The following is a 17027-nucleotide window of genomic DNA, read 5'->3' as shown; positions in this document are numbered from 1 at the left end:
TTTTTTAGGTCTTCTACATAAAAATATATTTAACATAAGGTAACAATTAAGTCCAAACGTCAGGTCTTAAGATGATAAACAAGCTGGAAGAGGACGGCACCGGCTCAGCCCATACAAAACTATGCGAAGGCTGCCGTTTATGCCATCAGGGCGCAAAAATGGTACTTTTTATTACCGGAATATGCAGCAGGGATTGTTTTTATTGTCCGCTCTCCGAGGAAAGAAAAGGTAAAGATGTAGTTTATGCCAACGAAAAGGTTGTGAGATCTGACGCCGATGTTATCGCCGAGGCCAGGCAGATGGATGCGCTGGGGACCGGGATAACTGGCGGCGAGCCTCTTATCAGGCTTGACAGGACTATTCATTATATCCGCCTCTTAAAAAACGCTTTCGGCAAGCAGCATCATATTCATCTTTATACGAGCACGGCTCCGGACATAGATGTTCTGGAGAAGCTTAAAAATGCGGGGCTGGATGAGATCCGTTTCCATCCACCTGAAGATGAATGGGATGACTTCCGGAACACGAGATATTATGCATCTTTAAAGGCCGCAAAAGAGGCCGGAATGGACGCAGGTATCGAGATACCTGCCATAAAGAGCGTTCCCGAGATCGAAAAAGCAGTAAAGGATGTTGGCGGGTTCCTTAACCTTAATGAGCTGGAATTTTCGGACACTAACTGCGATGCGATGAGGGCAAGGGGATATGAGCTAAGGGATGATATATCTAATGCCGTCAGGGGCAGTGAACAGACAGGATACGAGATAGTTTTAAATACCATAGCAAATACTAGGTATTGTTCCTCTCGCTTTAAAGACGCCATCCAGCTTCGTGAAAGGCTAAAACGGATAGCGCGTAATGTTGCAAGGCCGTTTGATGAAATCAGCGATGACGGAACTATAATATACGGAGAAATAACCGGAAATATCGCTGCAGCGCTGAAATTAATAATGGAAGTTGAAGTTCCATCCGGCATGTACGAGTATAATGAAGACACCGGCAGGATCGAGATCGCCTGGTGGATATTAGAGGATATCGCGGAAGATCTGGGCGGCGGGATAGAAAGATCGATCGTTGAGCGGTATCCGTTCGAGAATGGACTGGTCGTGGAGAGAATACCTTTATGAATGATAAAAATAATTTAAGCATAACCGTATATACCGATCATTATTTACTTTTTGGAAGTGGTGACTCTGAATAGCTCTGAAGACGAAATGGTACTGGGCCGTATCAAAGAATACTTAAGCAGGGATAAGGACGGGCGCAGACGGGCAGTTCTTTCTATGTTCCTGGTGGGCGGACCGTACGAGACCAGGGACATCGATGAAAAGCTCAGGGAACAGAACTTTGACGTTAAGAACAAAGGCACGCCGGCCATGGTCGGCCTGATGGGGTCCAAGACCGGTATTTTGAGCGTTGATGTCACCGGCGACCATAACATGTATTCCATAAAGGAAAAATACAAGCACCTCGTCAAAGAGGCGCTGGAAGACACACAGTAAAGTCTATGAAGCTAAAATCTGTTTTAAGGAACCTCCTGTTGTCAAGATGGTACGAGCGCATACCCATCCTGTATGCATGGTATGAGCATTCCATCATGAAAGAGGTCCTTAAAAACCCGATACCTCAGCATATAGCTATAATCCAGGACGGAAACCGTCGGTTCGCAAAGATGATCGGTGAATCCACCGAGAAAGGCCATAAATATGGCGCCGATGCGACAGAAAGGGTACTGAACTGGTGTGAAGAGCTCGGAGTTAAGCAGCTTACTCTTTATTCTTTCTCTACGGAGAACTTCAACAGGCCGGAAGGTGAGAAGAAGGCGATATTCGATCTCATGAAGGCCAAGTTCAAGGAAACGCGCGAGAACCCGAGGACCCATAAGTCAAGGCTCAGGGTAAGATATATGGGTGACATAGAAATGTTGCCCGAGGACGTCAAGAAAGAGGTCCTACTGACCGATGAGGTAACATCGGAGTATGATAACATGTTCCTTAACGTCGCTATAGCCTATGGCGGAAGGCAGGAGCTCGTAGACGGCGCTAAAAAGATGGCGAGGGATATACAGTCGGACGTGATCGAGCCTGCGGACGTTAACGAGGATATGGTGGACGACTACCTGTACCTTGATAAGACTCCAAAGTCAAAGGTCGATCTCATCATCAGGACAGGCGGAGACGAGCGCACGTCGAATTTCCTCCCCTGGCAGTCAAGCGGTAATGAATGCGGGATATATATTTGCGCCCCGTTCTGGCCGGAATTCAGGAAGATCGATTTCCTGAGGGCTATCCGCACCTACCAGATCCGTGAAAAGGAGCATAAGATCAAACAGGCAGTAAAGGTCGTTAAACTTAAGCGCCATAACGGCGGCTTCTCGAAAGACGAGCTTAAAAATGACCTGTCCGAAGCCTTAAAAATAACATTGAAGGAAGCAGAGGCCATAATGAAAAACCCTCTGGTAATGAAAGAGATCGTAAAAGCGAGCTCTTGATCTTTAACATCATATCTATTATTCGTTTTAAGAAAGTTTTATTTGAGGTTATCTTTTGGGAGAAGATAGACGCTGTTAACATCCTGTTAAAAACGCAGTAGAGAATATCATTAATAAAAAGGGAATACTTTCAATCCTCACTGATATCCTTTATATCATCCGAAACTAAATCCTTATCAGCTTATGTTAGATCCAGGCCAGACACAGCATATATTCAAAGAATGTCATTCTAAGAACCTCCTGGGAGAGCGTGAGGGCTCTTTATGTGTCGCGTGTAAAGGCACGAAAATGCTGTGCGCAAAAGAAAGATGTCCCATACTTGTAAAGTTTTATGCGAAGCTAAAAAATATGCCGAAGATAGACTCTTCCTCCATTTACGGCTCCGCTCCGGGAGTTTTTGTCGGCAGGCATGGTTATCCGCAGGTATCTATAGGGCCGCTCGTCCCGCCGGTCATCGGCGATACCAGCGAGATGGATACGCCTGAGAGATGGATAGGGAAGACCATCGATGACATAGTCGGTTTCAGGAGCTCGCTCGTAAGGGGGCTGTTCAAGGTCAACGTTAAGCGCCCTGAAAAATTCGGGAAGATAGTGGATGACATGCTTCTTTTATCGATGTCTTCCGACCCGGTGGATACCGACGCCCGGTTCTATAAAAAGCCGTATGGCAGGATAGAGCTTGATGACGAGGTACAGCCCTTCGGCCCTTCGGCCCCTCTGAAAAGCGTCGAGATAGGTAATTTCCGGCTGGATCAACGTATAGAGAAAGCCCATTATGACACGGACCTGGGGTCAAGGGATGCAGTACTGGAAATGTATGATAATGACACTCTCGTGACACGGATACAGAAAGCGTTCAGCATGGGCGCCTTCGGCCATAAGCGATCACGAAAGATCGTGCCTACGAGACAGAGCATTACGGCTGTTGACAGCATCATATCCGAAACGCTGATGGATGAGGTAAGGCAGCTTCCTCTGATCAACGAATATCGCGTTTTTGAAAGCTGGCAGCTGGATAACCGTTTTATCGTCCTTATGACACCGGAACCGTGGAGCTATGAGCTCGTGGAGGCATGGTATCCCGACACCGTCTGGAATCCCGCGGGCCGGGAAATAATGATCATATCGGACCATGAGGGCTACGAAGGAAGGAACACTTATGCTTCGATAGGCGGATGCTACTATGCTGCCAGGCTGGCAACTTCAGAATATCTGTTAAAAGAAAAGAGACAGGCAAAAGTCGTCATATTGCGTGAGGCCCATTCGGGATATATCATGCCTGTAGGTGTCTGGAACGTCCGCGAGAATGTAAGGAACGCCCTGAAAGGCCCGTACTCATCATTCAACACGCTGGAGGGGGCGCTTATGTACATACAGACAAGATTCGACATTCCTATCAAACGATGGACCCTTAACAGCGCGGTGTTGAAGGATTCCCGTTTCCAGAAACGGCTGACGGATTTTTGGAGTGGCTGAACTTGAGCGTCAGGTATACTGAGATAACCTGTAAAAAAGCTCTAAGCCCGTCAACCCTCAAAGGGCTTGATTATTCATTAAACCCGTATATGGGCTGCGAGCATGCGTGTATCTATTGTTATGCGCCATACACGTTACATTACCAGGGCAGTGAGCCATGGGGCACGTTTACGGCGGCCAGGATGAATATTCCCGTAGTGCTTGAGCGTGAGATAAGAAAGGCCCCCAGGGGAGTTATCGGCATAAGCACCGTAGTCGATCCGTATCAAAAGCTGGAAAAAAAGCTGGAATTGACAAGAAAATGTCTTGACGTGCTTTTACCTAAAGACTTTCCTATCTGCATACAGACTAAATCGGACCTTATATTAAGGGACATGGATATCATTAAAGAGTTTAGCGAAAAAGAAGTCGGTTTTACAATAACTGCTGCTGACGATATATCAAGCTCTTTGATAGAGCCGGGGGCACCGCCAGTGAGCAGAAGATTAAAGGCGATGAGGGTCCTGGCGGATGAAAATATAGACACATGGGCGTTCATCGGCCCTGCAGTGCCCGGGATAATTGACAGGGATAGACTTGAAAGCATCATACTTTCCGCGAAAGAAGCCGGGGCAAAAAGAGTCATGTTCGACCGTCTGAGGTTACGGCCCGGTATGTGGAATGCACTGGAGGATCATCTTAAGGATAAAGATATAGGAGTGCTGGATGCCTGCAGGTCAGCTTTATTCGGGGATAGCGGCTTCTTTTTATCCATAAAAGATGATATGAGACTTATTTGTGAGAAACTGGATATGCCGTGCGAGTTTAACTATTAAATAAAAATATGGAAATCAAGGATATATTTAACCGAACGTATCCAGGTTTCCATGTATACAATAATAGCTCCCGTCAAGCTTATGTTCTATCGCTACCGGACACATGCCGCATTTACATCCTTTTTTCGCTATTTCCGTATTGATGTTCCCTAATGAGCAGAAGAGTAGTTTCCCGCATTCTTTGTCATAACTGGGGCATGTACCGCAATATGACCGGCATATATTCCTGTTTTTCTCGCTATTCTCGACGAACATCGTGTCACCCAACCATTTATATTAATTATTTTGTTTAAAATATATAATTCTATGCGCATGCATAACTGGAACTAAAAAACCTTAAACGATCATATGCACATGGCAGGCTATCATATACTGATCAATTTTCTACGATAATTAAAGCCGTTCACATTTTGTTTATTATTAAAATAACCGACATTAATCGACATGATATTTTTAACGTTATCATCCAATCAAGATTTCATCAGGTGATGGATTTGTATGAACAACAGATGCGTACTATAGCCATCGATGAGCTAAAGAAGAGAATGAAGACCAGAAAGCCTTATTTGCTTGCCGACGCACGCAGTCTAACCAACTTCACAGAAAGACATATTCCGGGCGCTGTGCCGATACCTGCGAATGAGGTTGAAGAGCTTATCAATAGCTTTGACAAAGACCTGGAGGTAATAATCTATTGCGGCGGATATGATTGTTCCGCAAGCACGATCGCTGCTAAAAAGTTCATTGAAAAGGGATTCAAGAATGTCATGATATATCGGGGCGGCATTAAAGAGTGGGCAGAAAAGGGGAATCCGACCGAAAATAATTATTAAAGACACCGATTAAAATTTGGCTTTTATACCGATATTTATTTTTAGCCTTACAATAAAGCCTTTTCAGGATACCGGACAGATTGTATGGTCAAAAAGGCTGAATAGTGTGTCATTCAGCCTTCGGGACCTCTATCTGCGGAATTCCTTTTTCCTTAATGACGGCCTCCTCATCTTTTACGGCTACCATTGCGACATTCTTATCTTTGGGTATATATCTGTTCAAACCCATGAATAGCAGCAAGCCGACAATAAATATGCCGGATATTGCCAGCCACATATACTGGGTATTATATTCGAACGAGTCCTTTAGAACTCCTCCGAACAACGGACCTATCGCAAAGCCCATCGTAAATACCAGTCCGCTGAACCCAAAGTACCTGCCTCTGCGGTCTTCCGGCGACATGTTCGCCTGCAATGTGGCCGATGCCGGGGACCATATCATCTCCGCCACCGTAATAATTGCTACGCTAAAATAGACCAGCAGGTTTATTTTCGCCAGCGCCAGTATCCCGAACCCCAGGGCGAAGACTACGCAGCACAATGCCAGCGCCATCGTCATCCTGTATCTTTTCACGACCAGCGATAGCGGGTATTGCATCGTCGCGACCATTATCCCGCTTAGTGAGAAGAACAGGCCGATCTCAAATTCTGTCATCCCGATATAAGCTGACGAGTATACCGATAGCAGCGAATACATCTGGGAGTACGGGATGACTATCAGCAGCGATATTATGCAAAATAACAGGAAAGGCGTATCCCGGACTATCCTCTTCACATCACTGAAGCTCAAGCGGCTATCAGACGACGACGGCTTAGTATCCCTTAGCATGAACACGACCAGGAGCAAATATACGAATGTCGTGAATGCCGTCACATAGAACATGCTAGAATATGACATGGCGAACAATGCGAGAGCTCCGCCTAGCATGGGGCCTATGACCCAGCCGAGGTTGGCTCCGATCCTTAGCAAGCCGTATGCTTCTACCCTGTCGCCAGGAGGTACCACGTCAGCGACCATCACTTCCGGGACCGAACGGTATAGCCCGTCTATGAAAAACGCCACGGTCAATACCATGACCATGCCGATATATGACACTTTAAAGTCTATCGAGACGCTAATGAGCAGATATGCCAGTATCTGGAATATCAGCCCTATCATGAATAATCGCTTTCTTCCATATCTGTCGCACAGGGCTCCGCCTATGTATGCCGATATGGCCCCCATCACCGTCGCGATGAAGAACGCGATACCTATCTCAGTCATTGATATGTTCATCTTCTCATACATGTAGATGGACAGGAAGGGCATCACCAGCGATGTTCCCAATACGTTGATTATCATACCTGCGAACAGCAGCCATACCTGCCTGTCAAACTTTGTCCTCAGGTCTTTAAAGCTTGATATTATGTTTACCATATGATCGCCAGCTTGAGATCGTTTATTATCGATCTTGTGATATTTGCAATTAAAGCAAATGAGAGTGCTCTGCAAAAGTATTCGTCAGGCGGTTCTGCCTATACGCCATCGTTATGGCATTTAAGGTCTTTTGATCGACGATTAAGGTCTATCCAGTTAACTAGAAACGCTTCTATGTATATGAAGTAATCGTGATATGGATTATCACATCGCACAGGGCCCTGTTTTTTAGGATTTGTTCCAAATAAATTGTTATACAAGGCTACAAAAGATTACACAATTTAACCACAAAGGGCTCAAAGGTCGACTAATTTTTTCACCACAAAGCGCACGAAGGCGATTAAGGTACACTAATTTGTTAACCACGAAGCGCAGGAAGGCGAACAAGGTACACCAATTTCCACCACTAAGCGCATAAGGGGCTCAAGGGTACACAAAGGACTTCTTTTTAAATGTTATCATATTTTAAAAAAAAATGCGGACCCTTAAGCCCTTCGAGCGCTTTGTGGTGAAAAAAGCCGTGCCCTTAGTTGCCTTTGTGTTAATTTTGACCAATTATGGATTGTATACAGGCAGTAATAAAGCCCTGAGACAAAAGTGATCACATACGCAAAAACATTTGTCGCAGGTATAAAAAAATTAGAAGTTGTGGCCGCAGTATCTGCATTCAGTATCATAGAAAGTATGCGTGATACCGCATGACGGGCAAAGCCATTTCCTTTCCTGGTCCGCGAGCCATTTATCCATGCCTTTTTCTTTTAGCTCTTTAAGGTTCTCTATGGATGTATGGTGGTGTGGCGATTTATTCTTGTTGAACTTTTTCAGGGTCTTACAGGGGAACTCATCACAAAAAGCGCATGACTCGACCCCTTTTTTCGCCGAGCAGGATTTGAATTCGCATTCACCCGTCCAGCAGTTATTATTTTCCGACCTGCATCCATCGCACCTGACCTTGCCGGTTTCTATGCCAAGGCCTGCGGCGATCGTCTTTGTCAGTTCCGTATCATCGTCGTGATAAGCTCTATAGATTATACAGCAGCCGCAATATAAGCCGCAAATACCTGCCAGTTGCCTGTCGTCCATCGGCTTTCTAGTAGGGGCATATGTACTTAAACATTTCTTTTTATTCTGGTATCTCAAGATTTAAATTGCATAATTGGGTAAAAATAAGGTCATGATGGCCTTGCATAATGACTGTATCTCTTTGATGAATACAAAAAAGCCTGATCTTCATTATCGAGATATCTTTTTATTGTTATATGGTTCGTTTTTGATCGATCGAATATATCGGGAGTTTATGGCGGCCCTTTTGGACCGCCTTATATCAGCGCTTTATCTTTATTCGCGCTGCTGTTCCTTCCCCCTTTCTATGAGCTCTCTTACCTTTTGACCTCCTTTGTGGCCGATCTGAACATAGAATTCGTGCCCGTGAGTCCTCTTTGTGGTCTCCCCGCCTCTTCTTCCGGCTTCTCTTACTGTCATCTCTCCACGTTCTTCTCTTTTAGCCATTGGTATCACCTAATTTCCAACTTTAGACTATATATTAATCAAATTATCTTGCGAAAATAGTATAATTGCCTACTTAAATGAAAAGATGTATACAAAGAGGATTCGAGGCTCTTTTAATTAGAATAAATTACTATATCGATAAATGGACTTATTATTAATGATTTAATTTATTAATATGGCAATATTTAATTAATAACGTATTTTAGATTTATAATTTAAGATATTTCAATCTTGTTCGTCTTTGTGCGCTTTGTGGTGAAATATTAATGTTACTTTGTCGCCTTTGCATGCTTTGCTGTTTACTTGAGCGATCTCATTTGTCGCCATGTATAAAAAATTAAATGGTGTGAAAAAGTGGATCATTTTTTGAATCTAAAATATGAAGCTATCAGAATTAATATCGCAGCGATAATATTGATCATCATTCCAACATTATCCCCTCTGGAATAAAACCATACACTGCCTACCATCAACAGTATAAAGCCTATAATGTAAAATATCTGGACTATCCGGTTAATATCATAGCTCATGATAACTGAGATATGACGTAGGATACTTATATTTTCCTGATTTGACCACCTGTAAAAAATAAGGATGGCTCATTAAAGAGCCTCTCCATCCTTTTCTCCGGTACGTATGCGTACGACATTATCTACGGGTATGATAAAGATCTTACCGTCCCCGATATTGCCAGTCCTGGTGTTATCGACTATTGTGGATACCAGACTTTCCACCCGGTCATCATCGACAATGATCTCTACTTTTATTTTTGAGATCATGTCGACCCTGTATTCCTGGCCTCTCCACTGCTGTACGATGCCTTTTTGCCTGCCTCTTCCTTTGACCTCCGTAACGGTCATGCTATGGAATCCGGCCGCTTCAAGAGCCCTCTTAAGGTCCTCAAACTTAGTTGGTCTGATTATCGCTTCGACCTTCTTCATGATCACGCCTCCTCTGAATCAAATTCTACCGTTTTCGGGCAAGTGTCCGTCTGCTTGCTGTTGAACTCAGGATATGCGGTCACACCATGTTCCGCTATGTCCAGGCCGCACAATTCATCCTGCTTGCTTACCCTTGCGCCGACAAGCCTGTCTATTACCCAGAACGCGGCCAGTCCGATTGGGATGGCCCATATCAATAATATCAGTATGCCGATTATCTGGATGCCTATGGTTGGTATGAACGAGCCTCCTATCATGCTCCCTCCCGGGTGTACCCAGTCCATCGGGATGATTCCCCACCAGAATAACTGGCCCCAGATCCCTGCCATTAATACGCCTACTATGCCGGACATCGTGTGACAAGGTATCGTACCGATCGCATCGTCTATCTTCAGCGTTTCTTCCACGAACCTCAACACTAGAGGGAACTGGAATCCGGCGACCAGGCCTATAACGAGCCCATAGACGGGGTGCACGAAACCGGTGCCTGCACATATGGCGACGAGGCCTGCAAGCATTCCGTTTGCTATTACCAGCGGATCAGGCTTAAGCTTTAATACTGATGAGCCCAGCATCGATCCGACCACGCCGCCCGCCATTGACATTGTAGTGACGATCACTACCCACCAGAGGTCGCTGAAAATATAATCCGCTATATACAATCCCCTTACACCGGCACCTTCGCCTAATGGTCCGCTGAAGTAGTTGGCTATGGCCGAACCTCCGTTGAACGCAAAGAAACAGAACGCGAGAAGTAGCGCTCCAAATACTGCCAGGGGGATGTTGTGACCGGGTATCGCCTGAGCCCTGCCGTCTATGAACTTTCCTATTCTGGGGCCGAGGTACCATGCTCCGATAAGGCCGACGATACCTCCCAGTATATGGATCATACTGCCTGCATAATCGGTCAATGGCGCATAGAAGTGTTTACCGGTCGCGTCCGCTACCATTCCGTACTCTATAAGCTTCTGTCCCAGCTCCGAATCAACCGCGGGCGTAAAAATCGAGTTTACCGTCTGCAGGATACCGCTATTGGGATCTATCAGCGGGCTTCCGGCAAGGCCGCCCCATATCAGCCAGGCTAATACCGGGTATATTAATGCAGCATAAACGATCACGAATAATACGTGACCCTTTAAAGTCATCCTTTCGGAAAAAACTGTTCCCGGTATTGCAAGGGAAGTGAGCATGAACACGAGCGAACCCAGGAACGCCCAGATGTACATGTCGGGAGTTGCCATGAACGTCCACGGGAGGGCCGAGGTAGAGCTGAGGGCCCAGCCGACCGCTCCTGTTATCGCATCTCCTGGCAGGTTCGCCAGCACACCGCTCCAGCTTGAGCCATCCGCCAGTGTCGCCGAATAGGGTAGAATATACGCAACAGGCCATGCGAATCCCTTTATTGCGAACCCTACGAAGAAGAATACTATAATGCCGATACCTATCTGGATCATTACTTTAGCACCGATGTGTGCTGCGGTCTTCGACCTTACCGAGCCTGCCTCGAGCAGCATGAAACCGGACTGCATAAAGAATATGATCGCGAACATTATTGCCCAGAAAATAACTCCTACGAGCATTGTGAGCATCGAGAATTGTTCCTGTGAGACGCCTGCATCAGATCCCGCAGATGCGGGCTGGACAAGCAATACCATGAGAACAAAAAGTAATAATCCGAACATGATGGGTTTATGAGCTTTATAATTATGCACCAAGCATCACCATAGGATAAGAAATTCCTATAACTCATATATAATATTAACTCATAATTTTGATTTCATAAACGTTCATAAAACGTATGATTTTTTAATATTCGTCATAATTTTAATTTATTTTATCAATGTGGTATAATTTTAAATTATTTTGTTATTTTATAGTGTTTTTATAAGTTAATATTGTTATAAAAGATAAATTTGGAATATAATATTTATTATTATCACATTACTTTTTATCAATTTCACGTATCTTAAGGAAAAAACACTCAAATTAAGAATTTGTATGTGGCGTGCCTACAAACACTTATTTTTCTGGAATTTGTTTAAATGTCGGCATATATTATTTTAATAATTTTAAGCGAATTTCATAATCTACCTGTTATAATATCATAAAATTTGACCTTTCGGGATCAAAAATACACCCCTAATTAATAAAGTTAATATACTTGAAGAAGGCAATATACTTCCAATGAAGTCTCCTATAAGGGTTACAATTTCTTTTGATGAACGAACATACCAGTATTTCGAAGACCTGAAAGACGAGCAGCAGGTCTCTCAAAGCGAGCTCATAAGACGGGCCGTCAGGTTCTATTATGATAACAGGGCTATCGATAAGGATGACCGTATAAAAGTAAATCAGTACGTAAACCTTCTCGGCGAAGGCGAACATGTTATACTGGACGTTGACCACTGGATGCTTTTCCTCAACCTCGTGGATAACCTTGCTGACAATGATACATTCTGGAAAACGCATAAAGAGATCGCGCAGTCCCATGCTGAGCAGTTCTCTAAAAAAAGCATGACGCCGGAAGAGATAATGAAGAGGCTTGAGACCTGTAACTTTTACAAGATCAGCAGGTCTAACGGCTCGGACCATGAATATACTTTACTTACGGGCCCCGGGTCTCAGCGCCGTTTCATAAAAGAGTTCCTGGAAGAAACCTTTGACGGTATAGGTGTAAAAGCCGACATAAAAGAGGATTATTCGAAACTGAGGGTCATACTGGAGAAAGAAGATAAGCCTGTAATAATTAAATAAGGGCCGGTTTTAATTAGCTTTACTTATACTGACTACGAATTGCCGGCGATACAACTACGAACCAGTAACCCCTGTATAGTCTCCCTGAACTCGGTCCCCGACCATATCATTTCGTCCTGTTGTTCCGCCAGAGTCTTAGCCATACAAAAATAGTCTTATGTCATGGACTTTTTTTATGGATCAACATGCTGTTAATTGTTAAGGCATTAATGCCTGAATGCTTAATTCTATAATAAATAAGGTCCGTAAAGACTTCTTAAATAAGCGTGTTTGTATTGGCTTAACGACATGGGGCATTATCTAAGCATATTGTATGGTCTCGTACGCTATTTTTTTCCATGATGATTTTAACTATGTAATGTAAATCTCTATCTATTGATCCGGTGTCATAAGAAAAGACCGATATAGAAGAGGAGGTATTACTTCTGCCTGCGGGTAACAGGTCAAAAGTCTATGTCATAAAGACAGATGATCGGGCAAAAGGGGTAAATTTGTTACTAAAATATTTTAGCCTCGATGCGCTATCCGGTAAACGTGTCGCCATAAAAGCTAATTTTAACAGCGCAGACCCTTTTCCCGCTTCGACTCATTTGGATACTCTTTCAGCAATTATCGATGCTTTAAAAGATAATGCGGCCGGCATCGTTATGCCGGAACGCAGCGGCATGGGTATCACGCGGGTAGTCCTTCGGGAAATGGGTGTGACAGATCTTGCGAAAAAGCAAGGTTTCGACATAGTGATACTGGACGAGCTTAAAAGCGGCGACTGGATCAAGGAAAACCCTGAAGGAAGCCACTGGGCAAGAGGTTTTTTATTTCCCCGCGTCTTTAAGGAAGCCGACGCGATCGTACAGACCTGCTGCCTGAAAACACACAGGTTCGGTGGCAATTTTACCATGTCCCTTAAGAACAGCGTAGGCATGGTCGCAAAATATGACCCCGATGACGGTTACAATTATATGGGCGAGCTTCATAGCTCAAAATATCAAAGGCTGATGATAGCCGAGATCAATACTGCCTATAAGTCCGCATTTGTCATTATGGACGGCATTAAAGCATTCTCGAATGGCGGCCCTGAAGCCGGGAAATTGATAGAGCCGGGAATAATGATCGGCAGCGTCGATAGAGTAGCTATTGATGCCACAGGGGTTGCAGTACTAAGATCATTTGGGACCACTCCTGAGATATCCGGCGGAAGTGTCTTCCAGCTAGAGCAGATCAAAAGAGCCGCCGATCTGGGTATCGGAGCCCGGGGATACAATGATATGGAAATCATACCGGTAAATAAGGATGCAGAAGATATCTGCTCCGGCATAGAAAAAGAATTACGTCGAGAAGTACAGGCAAAAACCTGATGAGATGTTCCGGGATGCATATCATTTTTAAGGATTCTTAATGACCTTTGTCGTCATTGTGCATTCCCATGAAAAACTTTTTAATGGTCTCTGTAAAAATTTGCATGTAACATCTATTATGGGATCGATGTTCTGCCGTTGTGCCTGTCGGATGGCAGGCAGACACGTAACCTCACAGAAACACAGAACCACAAATTTTTTTTAGAATTTAAGGTCACGAAAACCCAAAGGTTCACTCACCAAACCACAAATGGCTCTAGTATCACCGTCAACGCACTAAAGTCTCTAATGCACGGCTTAATGCTCGAAGTGCTCTAAGTCACCAACGCTAAAACAAGACCCGAACATTCTCCAAAAACACTAAATTTTAACTGCACGGTTGACGCTTACACGACAAATATATCCCTGCTACAGGTCAAGGGGAACACAAACCGGGATATTGAACTTTTGTGGTTTGGGGAATGTTCGGGTCTTGTTTTAGCGTTGGTGAATTAGAGAGGTTAGTGCGTTGAGCCGAGCGTTAGAGGTGTTAGAGCGTTGACGGTGATACTAGAGCCTTAGAGGTTTAGTGAGTAAATTCTTAGTGCTTTTTGTGCACTTAAAAGATCATAAAAAAATTTTGTGTTTCCGTGTTTCTGTGAGGTTATGTGTTTACCTGCCATCCGACAGGCACAACCATAAAAACTTCATCTCAAAGACCGTTTAGTAAGACACATTTTTCATTCTTAAAACCTGAGCAAGACCCCGCTCATCAAAGATTTTGTAGTGGAAAAATGAGATTGACCTCGCATCATTCGCATCCTGAATTAAGACGCTATAAAACACGATAACTTTCGAAATGACTGCTAATCCTTTACTCGATAAAAGCCGGGAACTCTATCGTGAATTTAGTGCCGTTCCGGCCATCCAGCTCTATCGACCCGTTTAGCTGTTCAGTCAAAACGTTCACAAGCTGAAAACCCAGTGATGTCGTATTCCGGAAATCAAACCCATCCGGCAAACCTATTCCATTATCGCTGAAGACCAGGCTCATACTGCCATTCATCGACATCTCGATGTTTATTTCGCCTTTCATGTCTTCGGGAAATGCATGCTTTAGGCTGTTCGAGATAAGCTCGTTGATTATCAGGGCACAAGGCACTGCCATATCAATGTTTAAGAAAATATTCTTTACACTGATGTCCAATCCAATAACAGTTTTATCAATGCCATAAGATCTGAACATATATGCTGTCAGTCCCTTTAGATACTCATTGAAGTCTATCCTGGCAAGGTCATTGGACTGGTATAGTTTTTCATGTATCAATGCCATTGTCTTGACCCTGTTCTGGCTTTCGATAAAGATGTCGAGAGCTTCCTTATCTTTGATATATTCTTTTTGCAGGTTCAGCAGGCTTGAAATGATCTGAAGATTGTTCTTGACGCGGTGATGGATCTCCTTAAGGAGCACCTCTTTTTCGTTAAGCGACTTTAAGATCTGGATTTCCGCCCGCTTACGCTCCGTTATATCTCTTACTATGGCAAAATTAAGTTCCCTGCCGTTGAAATCAAGGAAATTGGCCGTTACCTCTGCCGGGAATATTACACCATCCTTTGTTATGTACTCCAGCTCTTTTGTCGATGATCTTATTTTCTTCAAATGGTTCCAGCATTTATTCCAGCTCTTTTCTTTGGTACTTTTATCTATATCAAAAATTTTCATCTTTAACAGTTCATCGCGTGAATAACCCAGCATCTCGCAGGCCCTTATATTCACGTTCAATATGCTGGCATCAGGAGCTATCCAAAGGGCTGCGTCCTTGAACCTGTCAATGGCGAACTGCGTGAGCTGCAGTTCCTCCTCGTCCTTTTTACGCTCCGTATTGTCGAATATCGTCGCCATTACCGAAGGCTTACCCTTATATTCTATGATGCTGGCAGTGACGTCCGCCCATCTTCCTTCCCCGCTCTTTGTGAGGATCTTGAATTCATACCTTGACGGTACGCTTTTTCCCTGCAGCCTGGAATATGCTCTATCCTCCACGAGCTTTTTAAAGTCCGGGTGCACAATATCCGAAAATTTCATGTTCAGAAGCTCTTCTTTAGAATATCCGGTCATCTTTTCGGCGGCAGGATTGGCGTATATCAGTTTTTCGCCCCTGTGTAAAAATATGGCTGATATCGACGTCTCGGATAGCACCCTGAACTTTTCCTCGCTCTCTCGAAGGGCATATTCCGAGCTTCTGCGTTCAGTAATGTCTCTTGCAATACCCAGGACCACAAGCTGTCCTTTCATTTTTATGGGAATGGCCCTGACCTCGATTGTAACATGCGCCCCATCTTTTCTGTAAAGGTCGATCTCATCCGGCCCCGTAGAGATTCCCATTACGTTTTTGGCCAAAATGCCCGAGACTTTAAGGATCTGATTGAACGGCAATATTCTCAGTCCCAGCATATTCTTGCCGATAAGCTCGCTCCTGTCATATCCTATCAGCTTCTCCGCCGCCCTGTTGCCGTCGAGAAAGTTACCCTTCAAGTCGTTAATATAGTAAGCGTCAGGGGCATATTCGAAAAGGGCCTTAAATTTTTCTTCAGAACTTTTTAACTCTTCCTCTACCTGTCTGCTTTTTTCATTAAGTTCGCTCAGGTTCTTTATCTGTTCCCGGAGAACCCTGATCTCCCCGATCAGCTCATCCCTGGTTTTTTCATCGTCCTTAACGGTGCCGCCCTGTTTTTCCTGGAACACAAATATCACGAATTAATAGCCGTTTTTACTATATATTGGTTTTTTATTGTTAATAAATTAAACAATTACATTAAATTGTTTTCTGTCAATATTATAATCATATGTAAAAAATTTTTAAGAGAATGACCATAATTAAATTTATCTTATGATCCAATACTGGCCATATCCGGATATCATTGGTCTAAATTATATTTCGCTGACCCGTCCTTATCAGGCCCGAGGAACTCCAGCGACTCGTATGCTCCCTTTCCGAACAGGACCATTGAAAAATCCAGCTCATACTCTTTAGTCTCGCCGGGGTTTAGCTTAATCGAGCCTGATTTCGGGGTATAATGCTGGCCCTGGACCTTTCCGTTCAGCCTAAAACAGTCCGTACCAAACTCGACCGGATCCTGACGTGTGTTTTGGAGCATCACCGTTATCGTATTCTTGTTATCTTTTATGGTCTCTGTATCGACATTTACCACTTTACATTTTATGCCGTCCACCTCACCCCATTCTCCCCTGGCTATGCCTGAGCCTATGCATCCGCACATAAATGTGAGCACTGCTATGGTAAAAAGCAATGATAAGCATTTTTTATTCGTAATTGTCATCCTAAAGTCAATAGTTATTATTTATGCGCTTAAAGTTATCTATTAAATCGCATTATCATGTTTAATAAGAGATATCAATTTTAATGTTTGAAAAATCTAGAAAATATTTATTAAA

General features: G+C 43.9%; 17 protein-coding genes. 8 read left to right on the top strand and 9 right to left on the bottom strand.

The features are described 5' to 3' along the window. Nucleotides 1-74 precede the first annotated feature (74 nt). The 5 genes from CUJ83_RS11260 (at nt 75) to CUJ83_RS11240 (ending at nt 4782) form a co-directional block, all read left to right on the top strand. Nucleotides 75-1127 carry a radical SAM protein gene (locus tag CUJ83_RS11260; protein ID WP_439651969.1) on the top strand — a complete coding sequence of 351 codons (1053 nt, stop codon included), beginning with the start codon at nt 75-77 and terminating at the stop codon, nt 1125-1127. A gap of 57 nt (nt 1128-1184) precedes the next feature. Continuing rightward, nucleotides 1185-1502 (top strand): DUF2551 domain-containing protein, encoded by a 318-nt coding sequence (locus CUJ83_RS11255; protein ID WP_230742415.1) that lies wholly within the window; start codon nt 1185-1187, stop codon nt 1500-1502. Between the two features lie 5 nt (nt 1503-1507). Further along, the gene (uppS, locus tag CUJ83_RS11250) at nt 1508-2491 is read left to right on the top strand and encodes a polyprenyl diphosphate synthase (RefSeq protein ID WP_230742414.1); all 984 of its coding nucleotides are present in this window, start codon (nt 1508-1510) and stop codon (nt 2489-2491) included. 183 nt (nt 2492-2674) lie between these two features. Continuing rightward, nucleotides 2675-3967 carry an Nre family DNA repair protein gene (locus tag CUJ83_RS11245; RefSeq protein ID WP_230742413.1) on the top strand — a complete coding sequence of 431 codons (1293 nt, stop codon included), beginning with the start codon at nt 2675-2677 and terminating at the stop codon, nt 3965-3967. 2 nt (nt 3968-3969) lie between these two features. Beyond that, the gene (locus tag CUJ83_RS11240) at nt 3970-4782 is read left to right on the top strand and encodes an SPL family radical SAM protein (RefSeq protein WP_230742412.1); all 813 of its coding nucleotides are present in this window, start codon (nt 3970-3972) and stop codon (nt 4780-4782) included. 27 nt (nt 4783-4809) lie between these two features. Here CUJ83_RS11240 and CUJ83_RS11235 read toward each other — a convergent pair whose 3' ends face one another. Beyond that, nucleotides 4810-5037: a DUF2769 domain-containing protein gene (locus tag CUJ83_RS11235; protein WP_230742411.1), complete on the bottom strand. Its 228-nt coding sequence runs from the start codon at nt 5035-5037 to the stop codon at nt 4810-4812. A gap of 239 nt (nt 5038-5276) precedes the next feature. On the opposite strand from CUJ83_RS11235, the gene CUJ83_RS11230 reads away from it, so the two are divergent. Beyond that, entirely contained in the window at nt 5277-5615 is a 339-nt protein-coding gene (locus CUJ83_RS11230; RefSeq protein ID WP_230742410.1) for a rhodanese-like domain-containing protein, read from the top strand. A gap of 109 nt (nt 5616-5724) precedes the next feature. Here CUJ83_RS11230 and CUJ83_RS11225 read toward each other — a convergent pair whose 3' ends face one another. The 6 genes from CUJ83_RS11225 to CUJ83_RS11200 form a co-directional block, all read right to left on the bottom strand. Then, the gene (locus CUJ83_RS11225) at nt 5725-7107 is read right to left on the bottom strand and encodes an MDR family MFS transporter (RefSeq protein ID WP_230742409.1); all 1383 of its coding nucleotides are present in this window, start codon (nt 7105-7107) and stop codon (nt 5725-5727) included. Nucleotides 7108-7671: 564 nt separating this feature from the next. Beyond that, a complete protein-coding gene (locus CUJ83_RS11220; protein WP_230742408.1) occupies nt 7672-8115 on the bottom strand; it encodes a DUF3795 domain-containing protein in 444 nt (147 codons plus the stop codon). 255 nt (nt 8116-8370) lie between these two features. Continuing rightward, nucleotides 8371-8541, bottom strand: coding sequence for an Em GEA1 (EM1) (locus CUJ83_RS11215; RefSeq protein WP_230742407.1), 171 nt, complete (start codon nt 8539-8541; stop codon nt 8371-8373). 359 nt (nt 8542-8900) lie between these two features. After that, a complete protein-coding gene (locus tag CUJ83_RS11210; RefSeq protein WP_230742406.1) occupies nt 8901-9071 on the bottom strand; it encodes a hypothetical protein in 171 nt (56 codons plus the stop codon). Nucleotides 9072-9143: 72 nt separating this feature from the next. Beyond that, nucleotides 9144-9482, bottom strand: coding sequence for a P-II family nitrogen regulator (locus CUJ83_RS11205; RefSeq protein ID WP_230742405.1), 339 nt, complete (start codon nt 9480-9482; stop codon nt 9144-9146). Nucleotides 9483-9484: 2 nt separating this feature from the next. After that, entirely contained in the window at nt 9485-11164 is a 1680-nt protein-coding gene (locus CUJ83_RS11200) for an ammonium transporter (protein WP_230742404.1), read from the bottom strand. Nucleotides 11165-11666: 502 nt separating this feature from the next. On the opposite strand from CUJ83_RS11200, the gene CUJ83_RS11195 reads away from it, so the two are divergent. Together CUJ83_RS11195 and CUJ83_RS11190 are read left to right on the top strand one after the other, a co-directional pair. After that, nucleotides 11667-12236 (top strand): ribbon-helix-helix protein, CopG family, encoded by a 570-nt coding sequence (locus CUJ83_RS11195; protein WP_230742403.1) that lies wholly within the window; start codon nt 11667-11669, stop codon nt 12234-12236. A 491-nt stretch (nt 12237-12727) separates the two neighbouring features. Next, complete coding sequence (locus CUJ83_RS11190; RefSeq protein WP_230742402.1) at nt 12728-13591, top strand: DUF362 domain-containing protein; 864 nt, start codon at nt 12728-12730, stop codon at nt 13589-13591. 853 nt (nt 13592-14444) lie between these two features. Here the strand turns inward: CUJ83_RS11190 and CUJ83_RS11185 are convergent. Both CUJ83_RS11185 and CUJ83_RS11180 read right to left on the bottom strand, forming a co-directional pair. Beyond that, on the bottom strand, nt 14445-16316 hold the full coding sequence (locus CUJ83_RS11185; protein ID WP_230742401.1) for a PAS domain S-box protein: 1872 nt from the start codon (nt 16314-16316) through the stop codon (nt 14445-14447). Between the two features lie 173 nt (nt 16317-16489). After that, the gene (locus CUJ83_RS11180) at nt 16490-16912 is read right to left on the bottom strand and encodes a hypothetical protein (protein WP_230742400.1); all 423 of its coding nucleotides are present in this window, start codon (nt 16910-16912) and stop codon (nt 16490-16492) included. Between the last annotated feature and the right edge of the window lie 115 nt (nt 16913-17027).

Source organism: Methanooceanicella nereidis (assembly GCF_021023085.1).
GTDB lineage: Archaea > Halobacteriota > Methanocellia > Methanocellales > Methanocellaceae > Methanooceanicella > Methanooceanicella nereidis.
The sequence above is the reverse complement of the archived record's forward strand: the minus strand, read 5'-3'. Positions and strand labels throughout refer to the sequence as shown.

Coding starts and splice junctions, on each gene's coding strand:
- CUJ83_RS11210 (WP_230742406.1), bottom strand. CDS start 9,071: ATGAGCTATGATATTAACCGGATAGTCCAGATATTTTACATTATAGGC.
- CUJ83_RS11245 (WP_230742413.1), top strand. CDS start 2,675: ATGTTAGATCCAGGCCAGACACAGCATATATTCAAAGAATGTCATTCT.
- CUJ83_RS11215 (WP_230742407.1), bottom strand. CDS start 8,541: ATGGCTAAAAGAGAAGAACGTGGAGAGATGACAGTAAGAGAAGCCGGA.
- CUJ83_RS11220 (WP_230742408.1), bottom strand. CDS start 8,115: ATGGACGACAGGCAACTGGCAGGTATTTGCGGCTTATATTGCGGCTGC.
- CUJ83_RS11180 (WP_230742400.1), bottom strand. CDS start 16,912: ATGACAATTACGAATAAAAAATGCTTATCATTGCTTTTTACCATAGCA.
- CUJ83_RS11235 (WP_230742411.1), bottom strand. CDS start 5,037: ATGTTCGTCGAGAATAGCGAGAAAAACAGGAATATATGCCGGTCATAT.
- CUJ83_RS11205 (WP_230742405.1), bottom strand. CDS start 9,482: ATGAAGAAGGTCGAAGCGATAATCAGACCAACTAAGTTTGAGGACCTT.
- CUJ83_RS11200 (WP_230742404.1), bottom strand. CDS start 11,164: ATGTTCGGATTATTACTTTTTGTTCTCATGGTATTGCTTGTCCAGCCC.
- uppS (WP_230742414.1), top strand. CDS start 1,508: ATGAAGCTAAAATCTGTTTTAAGGAACCTCCTGTTGTCAAGATGGTAC.
- CUJ83_RS11195 (WP_230742403.1), top strand. CDS start 11,667: ATGAAGTCTCCTATAAGGGTTACAATTTCTTTTGATGAACGAACATAC.